General features: G+C 47.7%; 31 protein-coding genes and 1 tRNA gene. 28 read left to right on the top strand and 4 right to left on the bottom strand.

All coding sequences use genetic code 11. The annotated features are described in order from the left end of the window. Nucleotides 1-551: 551 nt before the first annotated feature. The 23 genes from AXX12_RS16685 (at nucleotide 552) to AXX12_RS16580 (ending at nucleotide 20,008) form a co-directional block, all read left to right on the top strand. Nucleotides 552-1,280, top strand: a complete 729-nt coding sequence (locus AXX12_RS16685) for a M23 family metallopeptidase (RefSeq protein ID WP_066245159.1) — start codon at nucleotides 552-554, stop codon at nucleotides 1,278-1,280. Nucleotides 1,281-1,283: 3 nt separating this feature from the next. After that, nucleotides 1,284-2,150 (top strand): M50 family metallopeptidase, encoded by an 867-nt coding sequence (locus tag AXX12_RS16680; protein ID WP_066245157.1) that lies wholly within the window; start codon nucleotides 1,284-1,286, stop codon nucleotides 2,148-2,150. A 199-nt stretch (nucleotides 2,151-2,349) separates the two neighbouring features. Further along, nucleotides 2,350-4,203: a TIGR03960 family B12-binding radical SAM protein gene (locus AXX12_RS16675; RefSeq protein ID WP_066245155.1), complete on the top strand. Its 1,854-nt coding sequence runs from the start codon at nucleotides 2,350-2,352 to the stop codon at nucleotides 4,201-4,203. Next, entirely contained in the window at nucleotides 4,203-4,895 is a 693-nt protein-coding gene (locus tag AXX12_RS16670) for a TIGR03936 family radical SAM-associated protein (RefSeq protein WP_066245153.1), read from the top strand. The genes AXX12_RS16675 and AXX12_RS16670 overlap by 1 nt, the downstream gene beginning before the upstream one ends. A 5-nt stretch (nucleotides 4,896-4,900) precedes the next feature. After that, entirely contained in the window at nucleotides 4,901-6,343 is a 1,443-nt protein-coding gene (locus AXX12_RS16665) for an Rne/Rng family ribonuclease (protein ID WP_066245151.1), read from the top strand. Nucleotides 6,344-6,488: 145 nt separating this feature from the next. Further along, nucleotides 6,489-6,800, top strand: coding sequence for a 50S ribosomal protein L21 (gene rplU / locus AXX12_RS16660; protein ID WP_066245150.1), 312 nt, complete (start codon nucleotides 6,489-6,491; stop codon nucleotides 6,798-6,800). A gap of 3 nt (nucleotides 6,801-6,803) precedes the next feature. Beyond that, entirely contained in the window at nucleotides 6,804-7,124 is a 321-nt protein-coding gene (locus AXX12_RS16655; protein ID WP_066245148.1) for a ribosomal-processing cysteine protease Prp, read from the top strand. Between the two features lie 5 nt (nucleotides 7,125-7,129). Continuing rightward, nucleotides 7,130-7,432, top strand: a complete 303-nt coding sequence (gene rpmA / locus AXX12_RS16650) for a 50S ribosomal protein L27 (protein WP_066245146.1) — start codon at nucleotides 7,130-7,132, stop codon at nucleotides 7,430-7,432. A gap of 322 nt (nucleotides 7,433-7,754) precedes the next feature. Next, entirely contained in the window at nucleotides 7,755-7,970 is a 216-nt protein-coding gene (locus AXX12_RS16645) for a Spo0B domain-containing protein (RefSeq protein ID WP_066245144.1), read from the top strand. 67 nt (nucleotides 7,971-8,037) lie between these two features. Then, the gene (obgE, locus tag AXX12_RS16640) at nucleotides 8,038-9,312 is read left to right on the top strand and encodes a GTPase ObgE (protein WP_066245142.1); all 1,275 of its coding nucleotides are present in this window, start codon (nucleotides 8,038-8,040) and stop codon (nucleotides 9,310-9,312) included. An 11-nt stretch (nucleotides 9,313-9,323) separates the two neighbouring features. After that, nucleotides 9,324-9,614: a YhbY family RNA-binding protein gene (locus AXX12_RS16635; RefSeq protein WP_066245141.1), complete on the top strand. Its 291-nt coding sequence runs from the start codon at nucleotides 9,324-9,326 to the stop codon at nucleotides 9,612-9,614. Nucleotides 9,615-9,820: 206 nt separating this feature from the next. Next, nucleotides 9,821-10,957: a glutamate 5-kinase gene (gene proB / locus AXX12_RS16630; RefSeq protein WP_066245139.1), complete on the top strand. Its 1,137-nt coding sequence runs from the start codon at nucleotides 9,821-9,823 to the stop codon at nucleotides 10,955-10,957. A gap of 2 nt (nucleotides 10,958-10,959) precedes the next feature. Further along, the gene (locus tag AXX12_RS16625; protein ID WP_066245136.1) at nucleotides 10,960-12,213 is read left to right on the top strand and encodes a glutamate-5-semialdehyde dehydrogenase; all 1,254 of its coding nucleotides are present in this window, start codon (nucleotides 10,960-10,962) and stop codon (nucleotides 12,211-12,213) included. 419 nt (nucleotides 12,214-12,632) lie between these two features. Then, a complete protein-coding gene (locus AXX12_RS16620; RefSeq protein ID WP_066245135.1) occupies nucleotides 12,633-13,706 on the top strand; it encodes an efflux RND transporter periplasmic adaptor subunit in 1,074 nt (357 codons plus the stop codon). Between the two features lie 15 nt (nucleotides 13,707-13,721). After that, nucleotides 13,722-14,408, top strand: a complete 687-nt coding sequence (locus AXX12_RS16615; RefSeq protein ID WP_066245133.1) for an ABC transporter ATP-binding protein — start codon at nucleotides 13,722-13,724, stop codon at nucleotides 14,406-14,408. Next, a complete protein-coding gene (locus AXX12_RS16610) occupies nucleotides 14,408-15,622 on the top strand; it encodes an ABC transporter permease (RefSeq protein ID WP_066245131.1) in 1,215 nt (404 codons plus the stop codon). The genes AXX12_RS16615 and AXX12_RS16610 overlap by 1 nt, the downstream gene beginning before the upstream one ends. Then, the gene (locus tag AXX12_RS19485) at nucleotides 15,615-15,764 is read left to right on the top strand and encodes a hypothetical protein (protein WP_156478707.1); all 150 of its coding nucleotides are present in this window, start codon (nucleotides 15,615-15,617) and stop codon (nucleotides 15,762-15,764) included. Before AXX12_RS16610 ends, AXX12_RS19485 begins: the two co-directional genes overlap by 8 nt. A gap of 26 nt (nucleotides 15,765-15,790) precedes the next feature. Continuing rightward, on the top strand, nucleotides 15,791-16,411 hold the full coding sequence (gene nadD / locus AXX12_RS16605) for a nicotinate-nucleotide adenylyltransferase (protein WP_066245129.1): 621 nt from the start codon (nucleotides 15,791-15,793) through the stop codon (nucleotides 16,409-16,411). 92 nt (nucleotides 16,412-16,503) lie between these two features. Next, the gene (locus AXX12_RS16600; protein ID WP_066245127.1) at nucleotides 16,504-16,755 is read left to right on the top strand and encodes an RNA recognition motif domain-containing protein; all 252 of its coding nucleotides are present in this window, start codon (nucleotides 16,504-16,506) and stop codon (nucleotides 16,753-16,755) included. A gap of 278 nt (nucleotides 16,756-17,033) precedes the next feature. After that, nucleotides 17,034-17,603 carry a bis(5'-nucleosyl)-tetraphosphatase (symmetrical) YqeK gene (gene yqeK, locus AXX12_RS16595; protein WP_066245125.1) on the top strand — a complete coding sequence of 190 codons (570 nt, stop codon included), beginning with the start codon at nucleotides 17,034-17,036 and terminating at the stop codon, nucleotides 17,601-17,603. Between the two features lie 48 nt (nucleotides 17,604-17,651). Continuing rightward, complete coding sequence (locus AXX12_RS16590; protein WP_066245122.1) at nucleotides 17,652-18,656, top strand: LCP family protein; 1,005 nt, start codon at nucleotides 17,652-17,654, stop codon at nucleotides 18,654-18,656. A gap of 123 nt (nucleotides 18,657-18,779) precedes the next feature. Continuing rightward, on the top strand, nucleotides 18,780-19,130 hold the full coding sequence (gene rsfS, locus AXX12_RS16585; RefSeq protein WP_066245120.1) for a ribosome silencing factor: 351 nt from the start codon (nucleotides 18,780-18,782) through the stop codon (nucleotides 19,128-19,130). 2 nt (nucleotides 19,131-19,132) lie between these two features. Further along, nucleotides 19,133-20,008, top strand: a complete 876-nt coding sequence (locus AXX12_RS16580; RefSeq protein WP_066245118.1) for a CvfB family protein — start codon at nucleotides 19,133-19,135, stop codon at nucleotides 20,006-20,008. Nucleotides 20,009-20,065: 57 nt separating this feature from the next. Here AXX12_RS16580 and AXX12_RS19480 read toward each other — a convergent pair whose 3' ends face one another. Next, a complete protein-coding gene (locus tag AXX12_RS19480) occupies nucleotides 20,066-20,221 on the bottom strand; it encodes a hypothetical protein (protein WP_156478706.1) in 156 nt (51 codons plus the stop codon). A gap of 134 nt (nucleotides 20,222-20,355) precedes the next feature. Next, nucleotides 20,356-20,523 carry a hypothetical protein gene (locus AXX12_RS19475; protein ID WP_156478705.1) on the bottom strand — a complete coding sequence of 56 codons (168 nt, stop codon included), beginning with the start codon at nucleotides 20,521-20,523 and terminating at the stop codon, nucleotides 20,356-20,358. A gap of 160 nt (nucleotides 20,524-20,683) precedes the next feature. On the opposite strand from AXX12_RS19475, the gene AXX12_RS16575 reads away from it, so the two are divergent. After that, nucleotides 20,684-20,759, top strand: a tRNA-Ala gene (locus AXX12_RS16575). A gap of 721 nt (nucleotides 20,760-21,480) precedes the next feature. On the opposite strand, the gene AXX12_RS16570 is transcribed toward AXX12_RS16575, so the two are convergent. Next, entirely contained in the window at nucleotides 21,481-22,815 is a 1,335-nt protein-coding gene (locus AXX12_RS16570) for an MFS transporter (protein WP_082816938.1), read from the bottom strand. Between the two features lie 448 nt (nucleotides 22,816-23,263). On the opposite strand from AXX12_RS16570, the gene AXX12_RS16565 reads away from it, so the two are divergent. Further along, the gene (locus tag AXX12_RS16565; protein ID WP_066245116.1) at nucleotides 23,264-23,611 is read left to right on the top strand and encodes a VOC family protein; all 348 of its coding nucleotides are present in this window, start codon (nucleotides 23,264-23,266) and stop codon (nucleotides 23,609-23,611) included. A 118-nt stretch (nucleotides 23,612-23,729) separates the two neighbouring features. Here AXX12_RS16565 and AXX12_RS16560 read toward each other — a convergent pair whose 3' ends face one another. Beyond that, nucleotides 23,730-24,398: a GGDEF domain-containing protein gene (locus AXX12_RS16560; RefSeq protein ID WP_066245115.1), complete on the bottom strand. Its 669-nt coding sequence runs from the start codon at nucleotides 24,396-24,398 to the stop codon at nucleotides 23,730-23,732. A 1,102-nt stretch (nucleotides 24,399-25,500) separates the two neighbouring features. Here AXX12_RS16560 and AXX12_RS16555 point away from each other — a divergent pair. The 3 genes from AXX12_RS16555 to AXX12_RS16550 are packed head-to-tail and all read left to right on the top strand — an operon-like array spanning nucleotide 25,501 to nucleotide 26,704. Then, the gene (locus AXX12_RS16555) at nucleotides 25,501-25,980 is read left to right on the top strand and encodes an N-acetylmuramoyl-L-alanine amidase (protein ID WP_066245112.1); all 480 of its coding nucleotides are present in this window, start codon (nucleotides 25,501-25,503) and stop codon (nucleotides 25,978-25,980) included. Nucleotides 25,981-26,006: 26 nt separating this feature from the next. Further along, on the top strand, nucleotides 26,007-26,174 hold the full coding sequence (locus AXX12_RS19700) for a hypothetical protein (RefSeq protein ID WP_197470767.1): 168 nt from the start codon (nucleotides 26,007-26,009) through the stop codon (nucleotides 26,172-26,174). After that, nucleotides 26,171-26,704, top strand: coding sequence for a hypothetical protein (locus AXX12_RS16550; protein ID WP_066245110.1), 534 nt, complete (start codon nucleotides 26,171-26,173; stop codon nucleotides 26,702-26,704). The genes AXX12_RS19700 and AXX12_RS16550 overlap by 4 nt, the downstream gene beginning before the upstream one ends. Nucleotides 26,705-26,848: the final 144 nt, after the last annotated feature.

Here is a 26,848-nt window from a genome sequence, read left to right as displayed (position 1 = left end):
ATGCGGCCCCGTGCGCGTTTTTAAACTCTGCTTCGAACTTCGGGTCAACTAAAAACACGCCCTCTAAATAGACCCACTTGCATTTTCCTTGCCAGTTGTAAAGTATATAGGACATTTCATTACATGGATGGAAGATGGTCCCCCCCTCTGCGGTTTTCATGACTACACCCCTTTCCGGAACCGCGGTGTTTTGCTGTCCGGAAAATAAAAACACCAGGTCCCGCTGCTTTGCAGCAAACCTGATGTTGAACTTACTTTTGCCTCGTGCGGTAGGCGCGAAGCCGTAATCAACACAGTTTGAAACAGATGATTTTCAGTCGCGGGGCACAACCGTTTCTGTCTACATCTGCCAAGCATATTCATTTAATTTAAATAAACCGTAGACCCAATATATTTTATTCGCCGTCAAAGGCAATAATCCTTTGATTTATTAGATAATACAGAAAATATTTTCCGCTTCACGGACAAGGATTTTTTCATATTCCTCTGTTAATGTCATATACATTACAATAGCCAGACAAGACCGAATATGGCCGGGCGGAGGTAAGGTCATGACAACATTCTCACAACGGTTCAAAAGGCGCTACTACTCTGAACCTGTCGAATACCGGACAAAGCGGAACCGGATGAATCTCAGTTGGTTAAAGCAAACTGCTGCTGCGCTGCTTATTTTTGCTGCTGTCTATATGGCAGCTTCATCAAACACGCAGGTTGGGCGGTCGGTAGTGGATGGAGTTCGTTATCTGCTGACAACGGAAACTGATGTTGCCTATCTTATGGATCAGGTGGCGCCCTATTTGCCACAGCAACTAGATACCTCACTTTGGAAACGTGTACAGACAACCGTGTCACGTCCCGCCGATCCGTTGCAATACATGGTGAAACCAGTAGATGGCAAGCTAACAGCAACGTTTGGCTGGCAGACTCATCCTGTCTTGAAACAACAGGTCATGCATGAAGGAATTGACATCACAGCACCTGCCGGGACGGCCGTGCGAGCGGCTGCGTCGGGACATGTTCGGGTAGTGGAAGATAGCGCCCAATTCGGCAGAATTATTATTGTTGAGCATAGCAGTGAGGTGCAAACTGTTTACGGACACCTTGCTGAAGCTGCTGTTAAAGCAGGCGATCCTGTTACTCAAGGCCAGCTTATTGCGAGAGTTGGCCAGACAGGGATGACTCAAGCTCCTAAGCTATACTTTGCAGTTAGTGACAAAGGAAAATTTATTGATCCGCTTACTCGCATTCAAGGAGAATTCTCTGGTAAGGATGGGAAGTAGAGCTTGCGTGCGGGAAGAGTGGCAGGAGTACAAATTCTCATCAGTCCTTGGTTCCTTATTCTTCTGATCGTCTTTTCATTTTCTGGCATGTTAGTCAAGGTCATTGGCGTATTCGCCTCGGTTTTATGGCATGAAAGCGCTCATGCCATGGCAGCCCGACTGCTAGGATATACGGTTCGGGAAGTGGAATTGCTGCCGTTTGGTGGGGTGGCTCGCATTGATCGGTTGGGTGAAGCTGATTCACAAAATGACCTGTTTGTCGCATTAGTGGGTCCTGTTGCCAGTTTTGTCATGGCGGCAATGATTGCGATTTTGTCTCATTATGTACAAAATTGGGATTGGAGATTTTTTTTTCAGACCAACTTGATGCTAGGCTGGTTTAATCTCATCCCAGCTTTGCCGCTAGATGGAGGCAGAATTTTGCGCGCTTGGTTATCCCAACTGTGCGGTTACCGCAAAGCGACGACAGCTGTAGTCTTTGTTAGCTGGCTTATCAGCGGTGGTTTTTTGATAGTAGCGGTTTTACAGTTCGTTTTTCATTCAGACGTTAATATTACGCTACTATTCGCTGCCGGTTTTATAGCGCTTGCCTCGCGCAAGGAAATGGCTGCGGTAGGCTTTCGCGCTATGCGCATTTTATCGCAGAAAAAAGCGGATATGATGCGGCGGGGAGTTATGCCAACCGCGCATTTTACCGCTGTCGAGGATTGCCTGGTGCGGGATGTGATTGCTCTGTTTCAGCCGGAACAATATCATATGATATTAATTGTGGACAAAGGATTTAGGATGCGGGGGTCATTAACAGAGACTGATGTGTGGGAGTCTATTCCAGACAAGGGAATGATGGCCAAAATTGGTGATTTCCTTTGACGCTTAGTGGCTCAACCACATTATAATCTAACATGTTTGAACTACTAGAAGGAATCTGGTAAAACTATAGCGAAATAATGATATTCATGCGTGTATCGCATGTTTTTTTCCTTTGCGCGCAAACAACTGCCAGGTATTTCTGATTGCACCTGGTAATTTTTAGACATACTACATGTAATTGAACACTATGGAGGCCGTTATGCACATTGTCTTATCACCTGATATTCTGAATCGAGTACTCAAGCCGGCACGCTATACAGGGCAAGAATGGAACAGTATCAAGAAAGATCCCGGCACAGTGGATATTGCTTATGCGCTGGCTTTGCCAGATGTCTATGAGGTGGGCATGAGCAATCTGGGGCTAAAGATTTTGTATGACATTATAAATCAACGCGACGATGCGGCGGCAGAGAGAGTGTACGCGCCTTGGACTGATATGGAGGCTGAGATGCGGGCTCATGGCATACCGCTGTATGCTCTGGAGAGTTTTCGGCCGATCAATGAGTTTGATGTTATTGGCTTTTCATTGCAATACGAAATGAGTTTTAGCAATATCTTAAACATGTTGGATCTGTCCAATATTCCGCTGAAAACGGTGGACCGTCAGCTGGAACACCCCTTCGTTATTGGTGGCGGCCCTTGCGCTTTTAATGCTGAGCCGGTTGCTGACTTCTTTGATTTTTTTGTAATGGGTGAAGGGGAAGAGACGATTAATGACGTGACTGATTGTCTGGTGCAGTGGAAGCGAGAAGGCAAGCCGGACGGCAGAATTGGCCTTTTGCGGCGAGTGGCGAGTATTGAGGGCATCTATGTACCGCAGTTTTATCACATCGACTATCACGATGACAAGACGATTGCCGCCGTTACTCCCACGCTGCCAGAAGCCAAGCCTTGCGTGATTAAACGGGTTGTAGAGGATCTGGACAAGGCGCCTTTCCCGACGAAATTGGTCATGCCCTATCTGGATATTGTCCATGATCGGATTATGCTTGAACTGTTTCGTGGCTGTACGCGCGGCTGTCGGTTCTGTCAAGCAGGCACAATTTATCGGCCAGTCAGGGAACGCCGCCCAGAGACGCTAGTGAATTTGGCCAAACAACTGGTAGCTGACAGCGGTTATGACGAGATTTCACTTGTCTCGCTGAGCACGGCAGATTATTCGTGCCTGCACGGACTGATAACAGAGCTGCAGGAAGGATTGCGGGAATATAAAGTCAGTGTCTCGTTGCCCTCTTTGCGGATTGACAGCTTTTCTGTCGACTTAGCCCAACAGGTACAAACAGTAAGAAAAAGCGGATTGACATTTGCGCCAGAGGCGGGAACACAACGCATGCGCGATGTTATTAATAAGGGTGTTACCGAGGAGAACTTGCGCGATGCTGTTACGGCCGCCTTCAAGGCTGGTTGGTCGTCGATAAAGCTATACTTTATGATTGGTTTGCCGACAGAGACTGACGAGGATGTGCGCGGCATAGCTGATCTCGCTTACCGGGTTCTTGACTGGTATCGCGAAGCAACCGGACGCCGCGGAGCTAAAGTCAGTGTCAGCGTGTCTTCGTTTGTCCCCAAATGCCAAACACCGTTTCAATGGATGGCACAAGACTCGATCAGTGAAATGCGCCGTAAGCAAGCACTGTTAAAGTCTAGCATTCGTGATCGCAGCATATCCCTACACTGGCATGATCCGGAAGTGAGTTTTCTCGAGGCGGTATTTGCCAGAGGCGATCGCCGCCTGGCTGATGTGCTTATCCATGCCTGGCAGAATGGCGCCCGCTTTGACGGTTGGAGCGAGCATTTCCGGTTTGATATCTGGATGGCGGCTTTTGCAGCAACTGGCATTGATCCGCATTTTTACGCTAACCGCAGCAGGGAGACGGACGAGCTCCTGCCCTGGGATCACCTTTCAGCCGGAGTTGATAAACGATATCTGATAGCAGAGTATGACAAAGGCGTGAGGCTCGAGCTAACCCCGGATTGCCGCCGCGGCGACTGCGGCGGTTGTGGTGTCTGTGATGGACTCGGGGTTCAGATCGCCGATTGGGGGAACCGCTGATGTTACTTAGAGCAGCCATAACTAAAGGAGAACAAGTCCGCTATATTTCGCATCTTGACTTCGCCCGCACTGTAGAACGGGCGTTGCGCCGAGCTCAATTGCCGGTGGCCTACTCTGAGGGCTTTAATCCGCATGTTAAGCTGGCCTTCGCTTCCGCACTGAGTGTTGGCGTAACTGGCGATCAGGAATACTTTGATGTTGAGTTGGTTGAGGATATCACTCCATCAGATTTTACCGCACGACTGGCGGGCGCTTTACCTGACGGCATTTACGTGTCGCAAGCTGCGGTCATTACCCAAACCCATAAGGCATTAATGGCTGTGATTAATTATGCCGCATATTCCGTCGAACTCCCTCTTGCCGGTGGACTGACTGCTGTAGAGGCTGCGGTTTCTGGGTTTAATACAGCTGAGGTTGTTATGTACACACGGCAATCACCAAAGGGAAAACGAGAGATTGATCTGAAGCAGTTTGTTGACAATCTCACAGCCCAGACGAATGGCAATAAGCTGTTGCTTTCGTTTGGTATAGAGATCAAACCGACTGGCAGCGCTAAAGCAAGTGAATTACTGGAAGTCCTGACTGAGCGCTTTTCGTTGCCAGTGGAGCGTGAGCTGGCTTTTATCCGGCGTGAGGGGCTTTGGATAAAACAGGGAGATGACTTGATTTCACCGCTCGAACTCAGGGGGTGACGACAGTGATTCAGAAGATACTGGTAAACGCAGGATTGGAAGAAACACGGATGGCTGTGCTCGAAGACGGCATTCTCAGCGAGCTAGTTGTTGAACGAGTTGATACTGGCCATATTGTCGGCAACATTTATAAAGGTAGAATTAAAAATGTATTGCCAGGTATGCAGGCAGCGTTTATTGATATCGGCAAGGAGAAGAACGCTTTTTTGTATGTTGGTGATATTTTTCCCCATATTCCAACCCGTACAGGACCGCTTGATGACGTTTTGACAATCGGACAGGATATTATGATACAGATCGTCAAAGACTCGCTTGGCGTCAAGGGCCCGCGGGCGACTACGCATCTGACTTTGCCTGGCCGCTATGTTGTGCTTATGCCGACTGTGGATTATATCGGGATTTCACGCCGTATCGAATCAGGTGCTGAACGGGAACGTCTGCGCGAATTGGCGGAAAAGGTTAGGCCGCCTGGCATGGGGGTCATTGTGCGAACTGTGGCTGAAGGCCGTAGTGAAGAGGACTTGGCCAAGGACTTGCATTATCTCCATACGCTCTGGTCCTCAATTATTGCCCGCTCGAAACGTACTAAGGCGCCTGCCGCCTTGTACCGTGATGTTGACCTTGTTATCCGGGTTGTGAGAGACTATTTATCCAGCGACTTAGAAGAGTTGGTGATTGATAACCGGGACGCCTATCAGCGGGTAGTTGAACTATTAACCCATCATTCGCCTGAGTTAGTATCCAGGGTGTCCTACTATGAGGGCAATGATTTGTTCAGTCACCACCAACTAGAAGAACAATACAGCCAACTTCAAAAACGGCAGGTTTGGCTGGAATGCGGCGGCTATCTTATTTTTGACCGCACAGAAGCTCTTACGGTCATCGATGTGAATACAGGCAAGTTTGTTGGCCGCACCAATCTTGAAGATACTGTATTTCGCACGAATCTGGAGGCGGCTGGCGAAATCGCTCGCCAATTGCGCCTGCGCGACATAGGCGGCATCATCATTATCGATTTTATTGATATGAATACTGAGGAACACAAACAAGCCGTGTTGGCGGCGCTGGAAGAAGGTCTGAAGAAAGACCGAACCAAGAGTAATGTTGTTGGTATTACCGGTTTGGGTTTAGTAGAAATGACACGCAAAAAATCGCGTCAAAATCTCGACGCCATGCTTTACGCACCATGCCCTTGTTGTGAAGGCAGAGGCCGTGTTCTATCGCCGCCAACTGTATCGATCAATATTAGACGGCAATTGCGTCGCCTATCTTTGTCCGCCAGCTCTGTTCGTAGTTATATTGTGCAAGCCCACCCACAGGTAGCTGAAGTGCTGGCAGCTCCGGCTGAACTGAAGAGACTGCAACAGGAGTTGGCCATTACTTTGAAAGTAGAGGCATTGCCAGCCTTGCATCCTGAAACATATTCCATCCTCGCCAATCAGGAATAATCGAATTAAAATTGACAGAGACAAATGAATATGATATCATTCAATGATGTAGGCATGTGCCTTCACGGCCGCTCGAAGAGGTTTTAAAAATTCACTTTCAGTGATACCAAATTCGGCGAGACTCTATAAGGAGGTGTATCTAAAAATGTACGCAATTATTCAAACAGGCGGAAAGCAATACCGCGTTAGCGAAGGTGACGTCATTGTCATCGAAAAACTCGAAGCCCAAGCAGGCGAGACTGTTGCTTTCGACGAAGTGCTGACTGTTGTCACTGACGGCTCTGTGAAGATTGGCCAACCTGTCGTTGCTGGTGCGAAAGTAACCGGCACGGTTGTTGAGCATGGCAAGGGAAAGAAAATTCGCATTTTCAAGTACAAGTCCAAATCCAACTACCGTAAACGCCAAGGACATCGTCAACCGTTCACAAAAGTGACTATCGAGAAAATCGAAGCATAAGGCATGATTACGGTAGAAATTACCCGCGATAGCGTACAACGCATTGTTCAATTTCAAGTTAAAGGGCATTCCGGCTCTGCGCCACGTGGCAAAGATATTATTTGCGCTGGCGTCTCGGCTCTAACCCAGTCGGCGTTGCTCGGTCTCTCCCAATATCTGAATCGGACGATTCGCTGGCAGGCTGCAGATGGCCTGTTGTCTATGGAACTATGCAATCTTCCTGATGATCAGACCAGTGCCGTGCTTGAAACCATGTTACTTGGTCTAAAGGAGATTGTTAAATTAGAACCGGATTATGTTCGGATTGTTGAATACAGGAGGTGAACTCGATGTTCAATTTTACATTTGATCTGCAACGGTTTGCACATAAAAAGGGTGTTGGTAGCTCCCGTAACGGACGTGACAGCGAAGCGCAACGCCTTGGTGTAAAACGTCAAGCTGGTGAAGTTGTTACTGCTGGCAGCATTTTGGTCCGTCAGAGAGGCACTCGCTTCTATCCTGGTCTAAACGTCGGCATTGGCAAGGATCATACCTTATTTGCTTTGATCCCTGGCAAAGTTTCCTTTGAACGCAAAGGCCGCGATGACAGACAAATCAGCGTCTATGCGGTAGAAACCGAAGCAGCCCAATAACTAAAATTGGATTGTTTATCGACAAAAACCTGCGGCTTTAGCCGCAGGTTTTTTATTAAGCTATCCGAAAGTATAAACTTTGAATTTATGGAACAGGGTTACGCTTTCCACAGAGGACACGGAGGAACTGTAATTTATTTTTCCAGCTGTGCTGGCCCCAAACTTTAGTCCTCTGTGTCCTCTTTACCACTCTGTGCCCTCTGTGGTATGGTACCCCGTACTTTCCCCAAAGACCGTTTCAACGGTTTTTCTTAATTATGTCGCAGGATTTTTGCGGTTTTTCGCAGAAAGAAACAGTATTCGGATGAGAGGGGAAATCGTCATGGCCGAACAAGCTATACGCGAGGAAATCCTGCGTTTGCTGCGGCTGCAGCGGCACGATTTTATCAATCATATCCAGGTTATTCAAGCATTTATTCAGCTAGGCAAACTAGATAAGGCCCTGCGATATATAGATGATATGGTAAAAAGCCCGGAAATGACAGGTGATCTGCTGGCGTTATATCAGCCGCGAATTGAGGATAAGTTGGCAGAGTAGTACGCTGCTTTGCTGTGCATACTACTGGAAAAGTACATAGCCCTCCTGAGGGCGCAAGGGGTAGCATATGTTTATTGACAGAGTAAAGATTCAAGTGAAAGCTGGTGACGGCGGCAATGGTATGTCCAGTTTCCGCCGGGAAAAGTATGTGCCAAAAGGCGGACCCAGCGGCGGCGATGGCGGTAAAGGCGGCAGCGTCGTTCTCACGGTTGATGACAACCTTAACACGTTAATTGATTTCCGCTATAAGCGAAAGTTTAAAGCAGATCCTGGCGATCCCGGCCAAACCAGTAATATGCACGGCCGCGGCTCCGAGGATCTAGTGGTAAAAGTCCCGCCCGGTACGTTAGTACGCGATGAAGCAACCGGCGAACTGCTGGCAGACTTAGTCAACCCCGGTGAACAAGCGGTAATCGCCAGAGGCGGCCGCGGTGGACGTGGCAATGCCCGCTTTGTGAATAGTGTTAACAGGGCTCCTACGTTCGCAGAAAAAGGCGAGCCAGGAGAAGAAAAATCGCTGCTATTGGAACTGAAGCTGTTAGCTGATGTTGGCTTGGTTGGCTATCCGAGTGTAGGCAAGTCCAGTTTGCTAGCCAGTGTCTCGGCAGCCCGACCAGATATCGCAGCCTATCATTTTACCACTCTGACGCCAGTCTTGGGAGTAGTCAGCCTTGATGAAGGTAGAAGCTTTGTGCTTGCTGATATTCCCGGCCTAATCGAGGGAGCCCATGAAGGCAAAGGTCTCGGTCACGATTTCCTGCGGCATATTGAGCGGACCCGGATCATTATCCATGTACTGGATGCGTCTGGCATGGAGGGGCGCGACCCAATCGAGGATTATCACAAGATCAATGACGAGCTCCGTTTATATAATGAAAAATTAGCAGGAAGACCGCAGATCATTGCTGCCAATAAGATGGATCTGCCGGAGGCGCAAGCAAATTTTCCACGTATTCGTGAATATATGGAAAAGCAGGGACACGAGACTGTCCCCATTTCGGCAGCTACGGGCGAGGGTGTGCGTGACTTGATGTGGAGGGCTTTCAATGCCCTGGCAACAGCCCCTGCGGCACTAGATACCATTGAGGAACTTCGTACTTATAAAGAAGTGGTCAAAGAAGAAGCGGCTGTTATTCGCCGTGATGATGACGGTGCGTATGTGGTCGAAAGTAAACAGCTAGAGCGGTTGGTGGCAATGACCAACTTTGATGATGACGAAGGAGTGCGTCGCTTCCAGCGTATCTGGCGCAACCAGAATATTGACGAAGCGCTTCGCGCAAGAGGAATTAAGGAAGGGGACACTGTGCGCATCCGTGGCATGGAGTTCACATTCCGACCATAAGTGAGGGTATTATGCTAACATCAAAACAAAAAAGCTATTTAAAATCGTTGGGCAGCACCATGGACTCTATTGTCCAAATTGGCAAAGGCGGCATTTCACCAACTGTAGTTGACAGTGTGCGGGATGCGTTGACAAAACGCGAATTAATTAAAGTCCGGGTACTGCAGAATAGCCTGACCGAACCAGAGGACGCAATCCGCGAACTTGCTGATCAAACCAGGGCCGACTTGGTTCAAGTCATCGGCAGAAACGGGCTGCTTTATAAACGTAATCCAGAAAAACCGCGGATCGAACTGCCGTAATGAAGTTGGAGAATGAGAGGTTACGTTTTTACCACAGAGTAAACAGAGGGTACGTCGAGTACACAGAGGGTGCAGAGTAATATTGATAAATAGAGACCTCTGCGGGTTTCCTCCGCGTGCTCTGCGTACTCTGCGGTTAACGTTCCCGGCCTCGTTCTCCCCAATATACCACGGTTTTTTTTACCGCCACAGAGGAGGGGAGCAGCATGCTGACTAGAGAAAGTCTAGGGAAAGCGCGCCGCATTGTTGTTAAAGTAGGCACTAGCACGCTAACCCATGATACTGGCAAATTGAATTTTTTTCGTATTGAGAAACTGGTTCGCGAATTGGCTGATTTGGCGAATCAAGGCAAAGAGATCATTCTCGTGACTTCAGGTGCGGTAGGTGCCGGCGTAGACAGGCTGGGTTTGCCGGAAAAGCCAAAAACGATTCCCGGCAAGCAGGCAGCAGCCGCCGTTGGGCAGGGAATTTTGATGCATACGTACGAGAAAATTTTTGGCGAATACGGACAAATTGTAGCCCAGGTGCTGCTAACCCGAGAAGATTCGGTCAATCGCAAACGATACGCAAATTCGCGCAATACTCTGCTCACGTTGCTGTCAATGAAGGTTATTCCTATCATCAACGAGAATGACGCCGTAGCAGTAGATGAACTGAAAATCGGCGATAATGACACCCTTTCCGCCATGGTTGCCAGTATCGTCGAAGCTGATCTGTTAGTCATACTTTCTGATGTCGAAGGGGTATACACTGATAATCCGCAGACGAATCCGGACGCGAAGCTGATTCCGGAAATAAACGATATAACTGCCGAAGTAGAGGCTCTTGCTGGCGGCGCGGGCACAGCTCGCGGTACAGGCGGTATGTATACGAAGGTACAGGCCGCAAAAATCGCCGTCAGCTCCGGCGTAGTCATGGTGATCGCCTCAGGTAGTCGTGATGGAGTTGTCCGTGAGGTAGTTGACGGCCAAAGTGTAGGCACGATTTTTTGGCCTAAGGAAAATCGACTGCATATTCGCAAACGTTGGTTAGCCTTTGGTGCACGCATTTGTGGTTCGGTCACAGTTGACAAAGGCTGTGAACAGGCAATTTTGACAGGAGGCTCCAGTTTGCTATCAACAGGGGTGACTGCTGTCGATGGTGAATTTGAGTCTGGTAGCACAATTCGCGTTCTGACCGTAGAGGGCAGAGAAATCGCCCGCGGGTTGACGAATTATTGTTCACGGGACGCGCAAAAGATTATGGGAGCTCATACCCAAGAGATTGCTGGCTTACTTGGCTCCAAACCGTATGATGAACTCATTCACCGTGATAATCTCGTTTTAATGGTGAGAGGAGGATAACGATGGACTATCTTGTAGAACTGCGGGAAAAAGGCGCAAAAGCTAAACAGGCGGCTCGCCAACTTGCCGTGTTATCGACAACAGTAAAAAATCGGGCGCTTTTGCAAATGGCTGACGCGCTTGAAAAGCGCCGGGATGATATCCTGGAGGCAAACGCGGTCGATATTGAACGAGGCAGGCAAAAGAAACTTTCAGGTGCGCTGATTGACCGCCTGATGTTGACCGAGGTTCGGATTAGGGCGATGGCGGAAGGCCTACGCCAGTTAGCCGACCTGGCCGACCCGATTGGGCAAACCCTTGGTGGTGCTTTGCGGCCCAATGGTTTAGATATTCGGCAAATTCGGGTTCCGCTTGGCGTTGTTGGCATGATTTATGAAGCTCGTCCCAACGTCACCGTCGATGCTGCCGGACTGTGTCTAAAATCTGGCAACGCGGTTATTTTACGCGGCGGCTCTGAAGCTATTACTTCAAATACAATCATTGCGCGCATTATCGCCTATGCAGCTGAGCAGGCTGGTGCGCCGGAAAACTCTATCCAACTGATCGAAACCACAGACCGTCAGGCCGTCAATGAGATGCTGCGACTCAATGAATACCTTGATGTTATTATACCGCGCGGCGGCGCCGGCCTAATCCGCACGGTTGTTGAAAACGCCACCGTACCGGTGATTGAAACAGGCAATGGCGTATGTCACACATTTGTCGATGCGACTGCAGACTTAGCCATGGCGAGCGACATCGCGTTTAATGCTAAGGTGTCTCGTCCCGGTGTCTGCAACTCGATGGAAACCCTACTGGTGCACGAGGCAGTAGCGTCAGACTTTCTGCCAGGTATGCTGGAACGATACGCCGTAGCCGGAGTTGAACTGCGCGGCTGTCCAGAAACAATGAAATACTATTCTGCCGTCAAACCTGCGACCGAGGAAGACTGGGCTACCGAATACCATGACTTGATTCTGTCGGTCAGAGTAGTAGCGAATCTCGATGCGGCGCTTGAGCATATTTTCCGTTATGGAACCAGACATTCGGAAGCAATAGTAACCTCTGACCTAGCAAACGCCAATCGCTTTCAACGCGAAGTTGATGCGGCTTGCGTCTATGTTAATGCTTCGACTCGTTTTAGCGATGGCTTTGAATTTGGCTTTGGTGCCGAAATCGGCATCAGCACTCAGAAACTGCATGCCCGCGGTCCGATGGGACTTAATGAGATGACGAGTACGAAATACCTCATCAACGGCGCCGGCCAAACCCGGTGAGAAGGCGCTGATATACCCCATCTGCGTTGTTAGCCCCGAAAATTCATTGCTTGCGTACCTGCGAACGTACGCGGCGCTGCTGAATTTTCGGGGCTGCCTAGCATCTGGGGCATCTGAGCGCCTTCTCACCGAAAGAGAGACTGGATTAAAAGGATGGAGATTGCTTTGCTGCGCTCGCAATGACAGACCCGAATGTTACTGCAAGGAACGGAGCAGTCTTCTTTTGTGCCTTTCATTGGCGACTGATATGAAATAAAAGGCATATCCTTTGAGTTGTCATCGCGAGGAATGGAGTGGCGTGGCGATCTTCCCTGCTTTGCAACCGCAATTTACCACGCATTTCACCACTTCCATAATTGACTAATTAGTCAAAACCATCGTAGAATGAGAGTGTGAACATAGGCTAGGAGGTTCTTTCTATGCTGCAGAAAATATTGAGATATAAGATGTGGCTGATTGTGCTGGTCATTGTATTGGTGTCCGGTAAGTTTGGCATGGATTTTTACCAGACGCAGAATAAGCCAGCAACCGCGATACGGCTTGCCACTGTTGAAAAGGGCGATATTTTCGCTATTGTTTCTGCGACCGGAACGATTGAACCGGTGAACAGTGTAGATGTTAGCTCTAAGGTCACTGGTTTGATTAAAGAAGTTCGTGTTAATGAAAATGACCTCGTCATAGCCGGGCAGGTGTTGGTTATCCTCGACGCTACCCGTCTCAGCGCCCAAGTCGCGCAAGCGGAGGCGAAGCTGGCTAATGCAACGGCAAATTTTGAGCGAATGAAACAGTTGAATACTATTGGCGCCATTGCCAAACAACAGTTGGATGCCGCCCGCATGGAGTACAATGTTGCTCAGGCTTCGCATACTGAAGCGGCTAGTCAACTGGCTGACACAACGATCCTAGCTCCTATTACTGGAACTGTCATCGGCAAGCCGATCCCGGCAGGGCAAACGGTTTCCCCGGGTATCTCAACGCCGATGGTGCTCTTGACGATTGCAGATATGTCTAAGATGCAGATCGAAGCCCAAATTGATGAGTCAGATATTGGTAAAATTTTAGTCGGCCAAAAGGTTAGCTTTACTGTCGACACTTATCCGGACAAATCCTTTAGCGGCGAGGTCGCCAGCGTTTCCCACAAAGCAAAAATTCAGCAGAATGTAGTTTATTATCCTGTGATCATTGATGTTGATTCGGCGCAAGGCTTGTTAAAACCAACCATGACAGCCAGGGTATCGGTGAACGCCGGTGAGAGCAAGAATGCCTTGATTGTGCCACTTCAGGCAGTAAAAGAAGCTAAAGGTCAGCGTTATGTGCAAGTGTTGAAAAACGGCCAACCGCAAAATGTGACCGTAACTACCGGTTTGGCTAGTGATGATAAAATTGAGATCGTAAAAGGGATTAAAGAAGGGGACCAAATCATTTTACCGCAGTCTAAACAACAGGGGCAGCAACAGGGAGGACCAAACCCGATGCGGATGATGAGCCGGTAGAAAGGGGAGCTTCTTATGAGCTTGCACTTGACCGACGTAACGAAAGTCTACCAGATGGGAGATACAGTCGTTAACGCTTTGGCAGGCGTATCACTGTCTGTGAAGGCGGGCGAGTTCACTGCGATTATGGGACCATCAGGCTCAGGGAAGTCAACGTTGATGAATATCCTCGGCTGCCTAGACCGACCAACCGCCGGATCATACCAGTTAGATGGTCAGGAAGTCGCTGCCTTAAGTGATGATCAATTGGCGGTTACCCGCAATAAGAAAATCGGCTTCGTCTTTCAAAATTTTAACCTGCTGCCGCGGATGTCAGCTCATCAAAATGTCGCCTTGCCTCTCATATACGCCGGAGTGGAAAAAGCTGCGCGCCAAGACCTAGCAACAGAGGCGCTACAGCTTGTCGGACTTGGCGACCGTATGCATCACAAACCGAGTGAGTTGTCTGGTGGTCAACGGCAACGGGTGGCTATCGCCCGCGCGCTTGTGAACTCACCAACTATCATCATGGCTGATGAGCCGACAGGTAATCTTGACACCAAATCAGGTGATGAGATTATGGCTACATTTATTGAACTTAATCGACAAGGCAGGACGATTATCCTGGTCACGCATGAGCCGGATATTGCCGCCTATGCCAGACGGGTCATTCATGTACGGGATGGCCTAATTGTGCGTGATGAATGGAAGGAGGCGCTCTGATGTTCTGGGAAAGCGTTGTGATCGCGCTGGAAGGTCTGCGCGCTAATAAACTGCGTTCTGTGCTCACCATGCTCGGCATTATTATCGGCGTGGGCGCTGTCATTGCCATGGTGTCACTAGGCATGGGTGTGCGGCAAAAAGTGCAAAATTCTATTGCTAGCCTTGGCAGTAATTTGTTGATCGTTATGCCAGGCGCAACCTCCCCCTCTGGCGTGAGAATGGCTGCTGGCTCAAGTACTACGCTGACGCCTAAAGACGCCCAGGCGATTGCCAAAGAAGTGCCAGGCATCAGTCTGGTGGCGCCTAGTGTTAGCCGTCAATATCAGTTGGTTTTCAATAACAAGAACTGGTACACTAACATTCAGGGGACTACACCAGAGTTTCTAGAGATTCGCAACTTCAATGTGGGAAGCGGAGTTTCCTTTTCCACGCAAGATCTGAATACGCGAGCGAGAGTCGCTGTATTGGGCAAAACGACGGCAGATAATCTATTTAACGATGTTGACCCGATCGGCCAGACTATCCGGATTAATAAAGCGCCGTTTCGCGTGATCGGCGTATTAGAATCCAAAGGTCAGTCCGCGGGCGGTCAGGACCAGGATGATTTGGCAATCATACCGATTACTACTGCGCAAGAACGCATGATGGGCATTACACATCTACATAATATCAGCGTCCAGGCGGCAAGTGCAGATGTGATCGACCAGGTGCAAGAGGATATTAGCGCTTTGCTGCGGGCTCGTCATCGGATTTCGTTAGGCGCAGCCGATAACTTCACGGTCAGAAATCTGGCTGCGGTCATGGCAACAGCGGAAGAAACGACAAAAACGATCACCCTGCTGCTTGGTAATATTGCAGCCATTTCTTTATTAGTCGGCGGGATTGGAATTATGAATATCATGCTGGTTTCTGTAACCGAGCGGACCCGTGAAATCGGTATACGCAAGGCTATTGGAGCAACCTATGCCAACATTCTACTGCAATTTCTCATCGAAGCGGTCGTCATTGGCGTGACCGGGGGGCTTATCGGCATAGCACTGGGAATTGGCGCTTCATACGTTATTTCCGCTGTGGCGAATTGGAATACAGTAATATCACTTTGGTCAATAGTCGCCGCCTTTGGGTTTTCAGTGCTTATCGGCTTGTTCTTCGGTCTTTATCCGGCACGCAAAGCCGCCCTACTTGATCCGATTGAGGCGTTACGCTATGAGTAAATACAGCTTTTGGCAAAATCTCAGAGCTTGGCTGAACGAAGAAAAAACGCGTTTTGATATTGTTGACCGACTGCGGGCGCTGTTGTTTCTCATCGCGGTAATGTGGGTAATTAAGTTATTACTTGATTTGGTCTACAAGTAAAAGAATACGATCTGGAGACGATAAAGATGGATATGCAAAAACAACGGCTAGGCATTATGGGTGGAACGTTTGACCCCATCCACATCGGCCATTTAATCACAGCCGAAATTGTGCGGACTGATTTTCACTTGGATAAAGTGCTGTTCATACCAGCCGGTTCGCCGCCGCATAAGCAAGGCCAGATTATCACTCCAGCCGTACACCGCTATTTAATGACCGTGATGGCTACAGCGTCAAATCCACATTTTGCGGTTTTACCAATGGAAATTGAACGGTCTGGCCCATCGTATACGATTGATACTGTACGTAGGCTCTTAAACGAGTATGGGCCTAACACAGAACTGTTCTGTATTACCGGCGCGGATGCTATCAGAGATTTACTAACCTGGAAAGACCTAGATACGCTTCTAGACTTATGCTGGTTTGCCGCCGCCAGTCGACCAGGAGCACTTGAAGCGATTGACCCGATTATTGCCCGCCTTGGCGAAAAAGGACGCAACCGAGTTCTTCGTGTTAATACCCCGCAACTAGATATTTCTGCCACCCAGATTCGTGAGCGATTACGGCAGGGTCTGTCCATCCGCTATTTAGTCCCGGAAAGCGTGGCAGAATATATCAAAAAGGAACAATTGTACACAGAGCAATGAACCTGCTTCCAGGTGTTGGGCAGAATAAATAATCAGGTTTCGCAAATAATGTGAATGTAGTCCTGACTCAAAAAGAAGAGGTGAATTACTGAATGGCGGCAACCTTATATGTCGGCAATCTGCCATGGTCAACAACCGATACTTCACTCGCAGACGCTTTTCGCGAATTTGGTACGGTTCACTCCAGCCGGATTATCACCGACAAAGAAACCGGTCGATCTCGAGGCTTTGGTTTTGTCGAAGTTGATGACCCTGATGTCGAAAAGATGATCTCCGGCATGAACGGCAAAGACTTTGGTGGACGTCAACTCGTAGTCAACGAGGCAAAACCTCGGCAAAGCTAAAGGCCTCAGCCTCTTCCAAATGGAAGAGGCTTTAAAATTTTAAATCCTCTTCCGACGGCGTCCAGAAAGACCAGAGGTTGTTGCCTATGAGACTAGCGACTATCTGATGCAGGAAAACAAAATACATCACTAGGCAGCACCGCAGGCTCAGCAGTGACGCGTATGATACGGTATGCTAGCAATGAGTTTATGGTCCTAACAACGCAGATAGGTCTTTATCAATGCCCGCAAATATGGTACAATTTTGTCCAATAGTAAGAGCAGGGCAGGTGAAAGCCATGACCTTTCAACAAATCAAACAAACTCTCAAACATCGGCTTTCTGCTCGCCGCTTCGAGCATTCTGTCGGTGTTAGTGAAACGGCTGTTCAGTTGGCAGAACGTCACAGTGGTGATGTGGAAAAGGCGAGACTTGCAGGCCTTTTGCATGACTGCGCCCGCGAGATGCCCAGGAATACCCTATTGCATACAGCTCAGTCCTTTGGTATAGTGATGGGTAGCATCGAACGCAGGGAATTGGCATTGTTGCATGCACCAATTGGCGCGCGTTTAGCGCAAACCATTTATGGCATAACTGATCCGGAAATTATTGCTGCGATCGCCGCCCATACAGTAGGCGGACCGAATTTGGGTCAGCTTTCTGTGATCGTTTATTTGGCTGATTATATTGAACCCACTCGGAGTTTCCCCGGCGTGGACAAGCTGCGTTCACTGGCGCAGACCAATTTAGCCGCTGCCATGATTGAGTCATATGACCATAGTATCCAATATATTATCAGCCGTGGCGGACTGATTCATCCGGCTACTGTGGAAGGGAGAAATGAGCTGCTACTTCAGCGCGACAATTGAGCACGATCCCGTGCTCCCTGCAAAGTTAGAGGAGAGGGGGACGTTTTTATGAAGAAAAAGGAACCGCGCGCCCATTACCGTATTCGTTGGCAGCGAGTTTTTTTACTGGTCATGCTATTCTTCGTTACCGTCACCGCTTTCACCGGGGCCATGGTTTATCTGTATTCTGATTACTTCAACACTGCTAAAAATGGCGGTTCCGCTACATCTAACGCAGTGCTTAAAACAGATGATACACTGAAAAATCGTGTGAATATCTTATTATTGGGAGTAGATGAACCAGACAATGAGAATCCCGGATCATCAGCGAGGCGGTCTGACACGATGATCGTCGCCAGCATTAATCCGAAAGATGGCACAGCTAACTTGCTGTCCATTCCGCGGGATACTCGCGTCGCTATTCCCGGCCATCAAGGGCTGGATAAGATCACTCATGCCTACGCCTATGGCGGAGCCGACTTGGCAACGCAAACTGTGGAGAATCTGCTAGGTATCCCTATCAGCTACTATACCGCTGTAGATTGGCAGGGTTTTATCAAAGTCGTCGACATTCTTGGCGGAGTAGACTTGTATGTTGAGGATAACATGAAATATCAAGATCCCTATGCCAATTTGACGATAGAGTTAACCAAAGGCTATCAGCATCTTGACGGGGAAAAAGCCGGACAATATGTACGGTTTCGCCATGATGAGCTCGGCGACATTGGGCGGGTGCAACGTCAGCAGCGATTTTTAAAAGCTCTGTCTGAGGAAGTACTGCAGGTAGGAACAATTCTGAAAGTGCCGTCTCTTGTTGGCACCATTAATCAATATGTCACTACCGATATGTCCCTGTTCACCATGCTCAAGTTGGTGAATACGATGAAAGGCATGCAAACCGACGGTTTTAAGACCGAAATGTTGCCAGGAAACTTTGCCGATATCGATGGACTGAGCTACTGGGTGCCAGACCAAAAAGAGACCCGGCGTCTGGTCCAGCGACTGTTTACAGACAAAGCATCGGCAACCGTCGGCAATTCCTCATCTGACTCTCGAGTTCCATTCCTTAACTAAATGAATTTTTTTCAAGCCCCGGCGCTTGCTGGGGCGCTTACATATTTGTTTTAGCGCATAACACGGCGTATCCGTGTAAAAATAATAGTGCAGACCAAAACTACTTGGCTGCGGGAGGTTACTATGACAGAAAACCTAGAAAAGATAGCTGAAATGATTGCCCAGGCTGCCGGAGATAAAAAAGCTCGCGATATCGCTATTTTAGACATGGCTAATTTATCGCCTGTCACCGATTATTTTGTTGTCGCAAGCGCGGGATCAGTTATCCAAGCGCAAGCAATTGCCGATAATATCGAAGACAAGCTTGCCGAGGCTGGCGTGGAATTGCTGCGCAAAGAAGGTTTCCGCGACTCACGCTGGATACTGCTTGATTACGGTGTCGCGGTAGCTCATATTTTCGTTGAGGAAGACCGTGAGTTCTACAATTTGGAACGCTTATGGGGCGACGCAAAAGTCCGCCATTTTGAGGTCTGATGATGGACCCCGAAAAGAAACTGCAGGCCGGCAATGTAGTGACTTTGCGCGCTGTGCGCTCTTCTGAACTTGGCGTTTTCCTTGACGCAGGCACAGGCAAAACCAGCGAGGATATCCTGTTGCATAAAGCGCAGCAGACGCGGGAAATTGCGATTGGCGACGAAGTAGCCGTGTATTTGTATTTAGATCCGAAAGACCGCTTAACCGCCAGTATGAATTTACCTAAAATGCAAGAAGGCCAGATTGCCCGGGTTAAGGTAATCAATACGACCCGTGATGGCGCCTTTGTCGATATTGGCGCTGAACGCGGTGTGTTTTTGCCGTTTGCTGAAATGCGTGGCAGTGTGAAAACCGGTGAGACAATCTGGGCAAAACTGTATCGCGATAAGTCAGGTAGAATGGCTGTTAGTATGGATGTTGATGCAGAAATGCAGCGGGTAGCTAAGCCGGCTGAAGGTGTTAAGGTTGGCGATGAAGTGACTGCTTCTATCTACAATATGTCTGAGTTTGGGGCCTTTTTACTGACCAAGGAGCGCTGGCTGGCGTTTTTACATAATGACGAAATGACGAGCCGGCCAAAAGTCGGCGAAGAGCTAACCGTGCGTGTGACCTTTGTTCGTGAAGATGGACGAATCAATGTTTCCATGCGCCCGGTAAAAGAAAATGCGATGGACCTGGACTCAGCCAAACTCTTGGACGCTATGGCTGCCAGAGGAAGAATGCCCTATACGGATGAGACTTCGCCGGAAATCATTAAAGCAAAATTTGGTATTAGCAAAGCTGCATTCAAGCGGGCGTTAGGTCGATTGATGAAAGAGGGAAAAGTAGAGCAGAAAGACGGCTGGACGCAACTGTGCAATCAGGAAAGTCAACAATAGCAAAAGGGCGAATAGTGCGTCATCGTAATCGATGATTAGCGCCATTCGCCCTTTGCATTACTGTTCTGCTTTGCCTTCAATGTATTCCTCCGCTGCCTGCAACGCGCTGAGGTCATCGCGAGAGCTTTTTGATGAATCCTTAAATTGCTGAGGTTCTGGATTGCCTGGCCCGTATTCTGCTAGGAACGAAGTCAAATCTTGTTTCTTTTCCAACACTATCACCTCCTGGTGATAGTGTTGCCGAATCAAGTCCGATTAATTTGAAAACATGTTGGCTGCAGATAGCAACTCGTCTGCTAACATGGCTTAGTCTTGAAGCGGATTTCACTCAATTTTTGGTACAACCATCACGTGGGTTTTCCTTCATCAGGGGGGATAACATCAGAAACAGTTTCCGCTGCCGGATACGCGAGCGGAATATCTTGCTGCATTGAAGCAGTTTCAGCCGGATGGGGTTTGCGAGGCTTATTTTTCACGGTCTCGGATGCGAATAGATCTGCTAATGACTGTGACAAGTAAATCACTCCTTTTCGGCTTAGCCTTTATCCTAGTATATGTTGATAAGCGATACTGTTATGTTTGCATAAAAAAGTTGGCATTGAGAGGATCAAGGTAGTTGACATTCTATGCCCTCTTATATATAATAATGATTGTCCGGTTTTCGCCGGTACCTATGGGGGTATAGCTCAGCTGGGAGAGCGCTTGAATGGCATTCAAGAGGTCAGCGGTTCGATCCCGCTTATCTCCACCAGGAAGCATAAGGTTTGCGAGGTTTTTACCTTGCAAGCCTTTTGGTTTTGATGCCCAAAATGATGCCCAAAACGTATGGAGACAAGATGGAAAGCATTGCAATGAGTGCGTTAGTTCGAATCTCGCCGCTCCGACCAGCAAATGAAAGGACTTTTTGGTCCTTTTTTTGTTTCCAAAATGGCGTTTGACGACAATTATACGACAATTGAGGATATGCCATGCTGTGCGGTAGATTTAGCGACTACCAGTTACATCGAATTTTTGATGTAGGTTTTTTATTTATTGTTACTGATTAATGTCGGTCATTCTGGTCTTCGGAACGCGAGACTGGTAAGGCCAAAGAAAATGAAAATGGGAAGATTGCCTCGGCCAACGGGCTCGTAATGACACGGAACGGCGCACCAGGTCTATGTCACTGCGAGCGCAGCGCGGCAGTCTTCTCCGCTTCTCCAGCTTCACTCAAAGCAGTGACAATCCGGGACTGTCCACTTTGTCCCGAAAAGTGAGTGAATGACCCTTCGGTATCATAGGGACGACGCTGGAAAAAAGAGAAGGGGAATTAGCAGTTTATGACGCTGATTCCCCTTCTTGGGCGAGATGATATTTTACTATGGTGAGGTGAGATGGTATGAGGAATTTTCTTGCTGCCTTAGTGCTAAGGAAACACTAATTTAATCGCTGGGATAGCATGTAAAATATTCCTCATGTAAAAAACGTATTCGTTAATTCTTACCAGCACCCGCCTTGGCGCTTGACGTCACCGGGGCCTCACCCACCCTGACACGCAGCGTCTCCGGAATATAGAAATAGGTCAAGCCCGCTCCAACCATTAGAATTCCCGCGATGATATACAACGCCGCGGAGGGGTCGGAAGAAACAAGTTTTGCCCATACCGGGATATTGGGCCCGAAATAGCCTCCTAAATTGCCTACCGAGTTCACAATGCCAATACCGGCTGCTGCTGCCGTTCCAGCCAGGAATGCGGACGGTAACGGCCAAAACAGCGGCATGGACCCAATAACCCCAAGTGTGCTGATCGACAAAAATATTATGGCCAGAACAGGATTCGAAGCGAACACCCCGCTCAGAACCAAACCGGCAGCTCCTGCAGTAACATTGTAAACATAATGTAGTCGACGCTCTCCCGTTTTATCTGAATGACGACTTAAAAGAATCATTCCGATAACGGCTACGCCATAAGGTATTGCCGTAATCACGCCAACCCCAAAATAGCCTTGTATGCCAAAGGCCTTAACAATCGTGGGTAACCAGAAAGCAATTCCGTACAGGCCGATCATCAGCGTGAAATAAATGGCGCATAGCACCCAAACTTTCCCGCTTTTGAAGGCATCCATCAGCTTATGTTCAGTTTTATGCTTGTCTTCCGCTACAATATTCTTGGCAAGCATGGCTTTCTCTTCGGCAGTAAGCCATTTTGATTCTTCAATGCTGCTGTCTAGATAATATATAACCCAAAATCCAACGATAATGGAAGGAATGCCTTCAACAATAAATAACCATTGCCATCCCGCCAGCCCCATTGCGCCTGAAAACAAATCCATGATCCAGCCGGATATGGGGTTGCCAATGACCCCGGAAACGGCGATAGCCGATACAAACCATGCGGTTCGAGTGGCTCGGAGCCTGGAAGGATACCACAGTGTAAGATAAAAAATGACTCCCGGAAAGAATCCGGCTTCTGCGATGCCCAGGATAAACCGCATGACGTAGAAAGACCATTCGTCATACACAAACACCATGCAGGCAGAAACAATGCCCCATGTGACCATGATTCTCGCAATCCACATGCGTGCCCCGAATTTCTTCAATAGAATGTTGCTGGGAACTTCAAAGAAGAAATACCCAATGAAGAAAATGCCGGCACCCGCTGCAAAAGCCGCGTCGCTCAGCGATAGATCCTTAAGCATCTGTAGTTTTGCGAAACCCACGTTTACCCGGTCAAGATACGCAAGGATATAACATAGAAAGAGAAACGGAATTAGCCGCAGATCAACCTTGTGATAAGTCTTTGTTTCAAAACTTTCATCAGTTTTCATACCACTTATCCCTCCCTATACTGTAAAGTCAAATCTCTGGTGTCTCTGGATTTCACGCGAAAGGCAACTGGACATTACGGGTTTGTTTTACGACGTGTCTGGATTTTCACAGCGACGTTTTGCCATTATGCCCACCTCGTTTCCAGCGAAATTTGTACGCTTGCGTCATGGTGGCTTCATATTTTACCCATTGCGGCGAATTGTAACAATCATTCTTATCCATCATAAAAAATGAATATTCAGACCATTACAATACTTTCTATATTATACAATTAATTCCTTTTAGTTTAAACATATTATTTGATCGTGGAGGAGTTAAGTCCGTATAATTGTGTACAATAGGGAACCATGATCCAAAACCCGGTAGAATGGAGTTGCTAGACGACATTCTGTACCGGAGGTGTTTGCAACATGGCTCAGTATCAGATTGCCTTAGGGAGAAGATTCCATGAAACTGTCCTATGCCAACCTGTATGTAACGGATGTCCAGCGCTCGGTTTCTTTTTATGAAAAGGCCTTCGGTCTTACTCTCCGGTTTATCCATGAAAGCGGGCACTACGCGGAGATGGAGACAGGAACGACGACACTGGTATTTTGCCAGCATGAGCTGGCCAAAAGCTTGCATCCGGCTCGGTATGAAAAGAGCTTGCCGGACAAGACGCCACTTCGCATTCAAGAGCTCAGCGGTTCGATCTCGCTTATCTCCACCAGGAAACATAAGGCCTGCGAGGTTTTTACCTCACAGGCTTTTTGCTTTTGTACAGTAAAAGTACAGTATTTAGGATTGGTACAGTGATTTTACATTTGCTTATATTCTCTTGACAAGTATACGTACTAATGAATGCTCCATAAAAGACGAAATGGCCTGTTTTTATCACAAGGCCAGTAAAATCAAAATTTGGAGCTGTTAAAATTTAAATAAAATTATTATTTGTAATGTCAACAATGCCTCGACGATTTTTAAGATCATACATCTTACTGTCTGCAATATTGATTAAGCCGTCTATTGTTTTTGCATCGCTAGGATAGATTGCATATCCACTTGAAACAGAAATGTCTATTTGCAATTTTTCAGATAAATCATGTAGTCTATTTTTAAATCGATTTACGATTAGTTTCATATCTTCTTCATCCGCATAAGGAGCAATAATCAAAAATTCATCACCACCCCATCTAGCAACTATATCACTTTTTCTTGTACTAGTTAAAAGTAAAGCTGAAAATTCTTGTAACACCAAATCCCCTTTTTTATGACCATATCTGTCATTTATAGCCTTGAAATTATCACAATCCCAAATAGATATACTTAATTTTTCATTTCTTCTATCCATTTGAGCCAAAAGAGGCGAAAAAAGATTATCAACAAATCTTCGGTTATAAAGACCTGTCAAACTATCTCTTTCTGAATAGAATTTTACTTTGTCATATTGTTTACCAATCCAAAAAGCAATGAATAAACCAATAACGCCAACAATAGGTGGATGGCTAAATGAATAGTTTAAATAAATATAAGCATATATCCTTATCGCTATAATAGCCATTATCGTAATTGTTAAGCCGGTTATTCTCCCTGTATATTTCATTTAATCATCCTTTTATTCTGATGTACAAGATTTTCTAGTAGACTTTTATTTATCTTCGTGAATTGATATTATTCTCCTGCAAATGCAAGCAATAAGGGCCTTTTAGTTCGAAAACCTATACAAAACGGATACTGCAGACCGATGCCACAAACCCAGTAAGTGAGTTCTGAAAATATCCCAAAATGCCAAAATACATGGTTGATATTTCGGCCACATATGCAGTATGCCTGAATGGCATGTCCTGTTGCCACTAAGGAAGAACGGAGTAAATGAGAATTGCATATGTAAGGGTATCATTTACTAGAATCGAGAAGGAAGCATCGAAAGAAATTAGGGTTGATTCCTTACCGAGAAATTAGATTCCTACACCTTCCATCGACTGAGGGGCTTATCTTTTATATAATATAAATAATAGCAAACTATCATTAGAAAGGATGACTATCGTGAAACCCGCATGTCATAAGTTAAGCATCTCAACATACATTCGCCAACGCCGGAAATCTGCCATGAACAGAAATAAGGAAATCGAAATTACCGGTTGCGAAGTGACTCAAATCCGAATCAATAGAAATGCTTGACTAGAAAAAAGAGTTATCTGGTTGACCGTATTTCGTGCCTGCCCAAACGGCCGGCTTTTCCCTTTATTAACTGAGGATGCAGTTCAATATAGTCCATATAGAAAAGATAGGCTTTGATGCCTGTCTTTTTGCTTTTTCGGGATTGGTTACTCTATGCGCCTTGGTCGTGCTGGACTGGATTACGAAATGGGCAGCTATATCACGTCGGTGCGGCGGATTATGGGAGGCCTGGACAGCCGACGCAATATCTAGCGGGGTATGCGCGAAGGCTTGCAAAAAATCATATGGTATATTGTAATGCTTATCGTTGCTAACCAGCGCGAACAGTTTTTCTTTTTCGGTTAAACAATTAGTAAATCGGCAATCGAGTTAGCACGCGCCTACGTACGCTCATCGAGGCGAGGTGCATCCTGGAGAACCTGCGAGATATGGGCTGGTAGAGATGGGGCCCTCATCGCGATGCTGAGCAAGAAGCAGGAGCGGCTGATCGATAGCCCGTCTGGCAGATAAAGGAGGGCTAACTCATGGGAAGAGTATCTGTAATAGAAACCGGCCTGGATTTTAACCAACTTACCCCCAGAGAGGAGACCAACGCCATCGTCATCCACCACACCGGGGCCGATCTGGATCCGGATGCGGCGACAATCCACGACTGGCATAAACAAAACGGTTGGAATGGCTGCGGCTATCACTATATTATTCGGAAAGACGGTACCGTCGAATGCGGCCGGCCGAAGTGGGCCGTCGGCAGCCATGCCTATGGAAGAAACACAGATACCGTTGGCGTCCATGTCGGTGGCGAGTTTACAAGCAGTGAACCAACATCAGCACAGATAGAATCATTGGTAGCGCTGTTGGCTGATCTATGCGATGAATACGACATCGACCCAACGACAGCTATCATCGGTCACCGTGATACGCCGACACCGACAGCCTGCCCAGGAGATGTTTTGTATGGGATGTTGCCACAGATAAGAGATACCGTGGCTGCGTTGGTAGCATAGACTAATTATGTAGAGGAGTGATTTGCATGAATAGGAAAGTAACTGATAAAATCGATAAAGCTGGTCATAAAGTAGATAATTGGGTTGAAGCCAAATCCGCGAAACACGGATTTACAAAGCCGCAGGTTTGGCTTGGTCTCGGCATTGCGGCGCTCGCCTTAGTAGGAGCTGCTAAGCTGCTGGGCTGGCTATGAGATGGCAGATTGTAGCTAGCCTCTGCGTCGCCTGCTTGGTGGTTGGCGTGGCGGCCGGGGTTTACTGGCTGGCCCCGGCGCTGACGCAGCACCACTATACGGAGCGTGTCATCGAGCGACCGGCGGAGATTAAAGAGGTCGTCAAAACGGTGACAGCGACCGAGGTTGTGTACGTGCCTAAAGAGGCCGACCCTGCAACCGGACAAATTGAGAAAACCGACGTCCAGGCCGAAATAAAACAGCCGACCGTCAACGTTAAGCTGAACGGTAAGCCGTATGAATTCGGGTTACTGCAGGGCGAGAAACAGAAGCTTGAGCAGGGGAAAGTCAGTCTATTGCAGTCGTCTGAGATCGGCATCAATCTGGAGGTTAAGCCACAGATTATTGACCGAACTAAGACAGGTGGTATTGATTTATTCGTCGGCAAGTATTCCGGTATCGGCTTGCAGTTCAACCGTATTGGTGTTGACATAGGCACGAATGGCCGCGAAATGGACTATCGGCTGCGCTGGCGCGCTGTTGCGTGGTAACTATATTTGATTTTCTCCTTGATTGCCGCTCCTTCGGGAGCGGCTTATTGGTTAGGGACAGTTTTTATCTGCCTATCATAAATTACATTAATCAGTTATTTACTTGGGAGGTATACCCATGCGCTTTGGCTGTGGATGTTTCGA

This window comes from Anaerosporomusa subterranea, from assembly GCF_001611555.1.
GTDB classification, from domain to species: domain Bacteria; phylum Bacillota; class Negativicutes; order Sporomusales; family Acetonemataceae; genus Anaerosporomusa; species Anaerosporomusa subterranea.
Note: the sequence above shows the minus strand (reverse complement) of the source record. Positions and strands in the feature narration are given on the sequence as shown.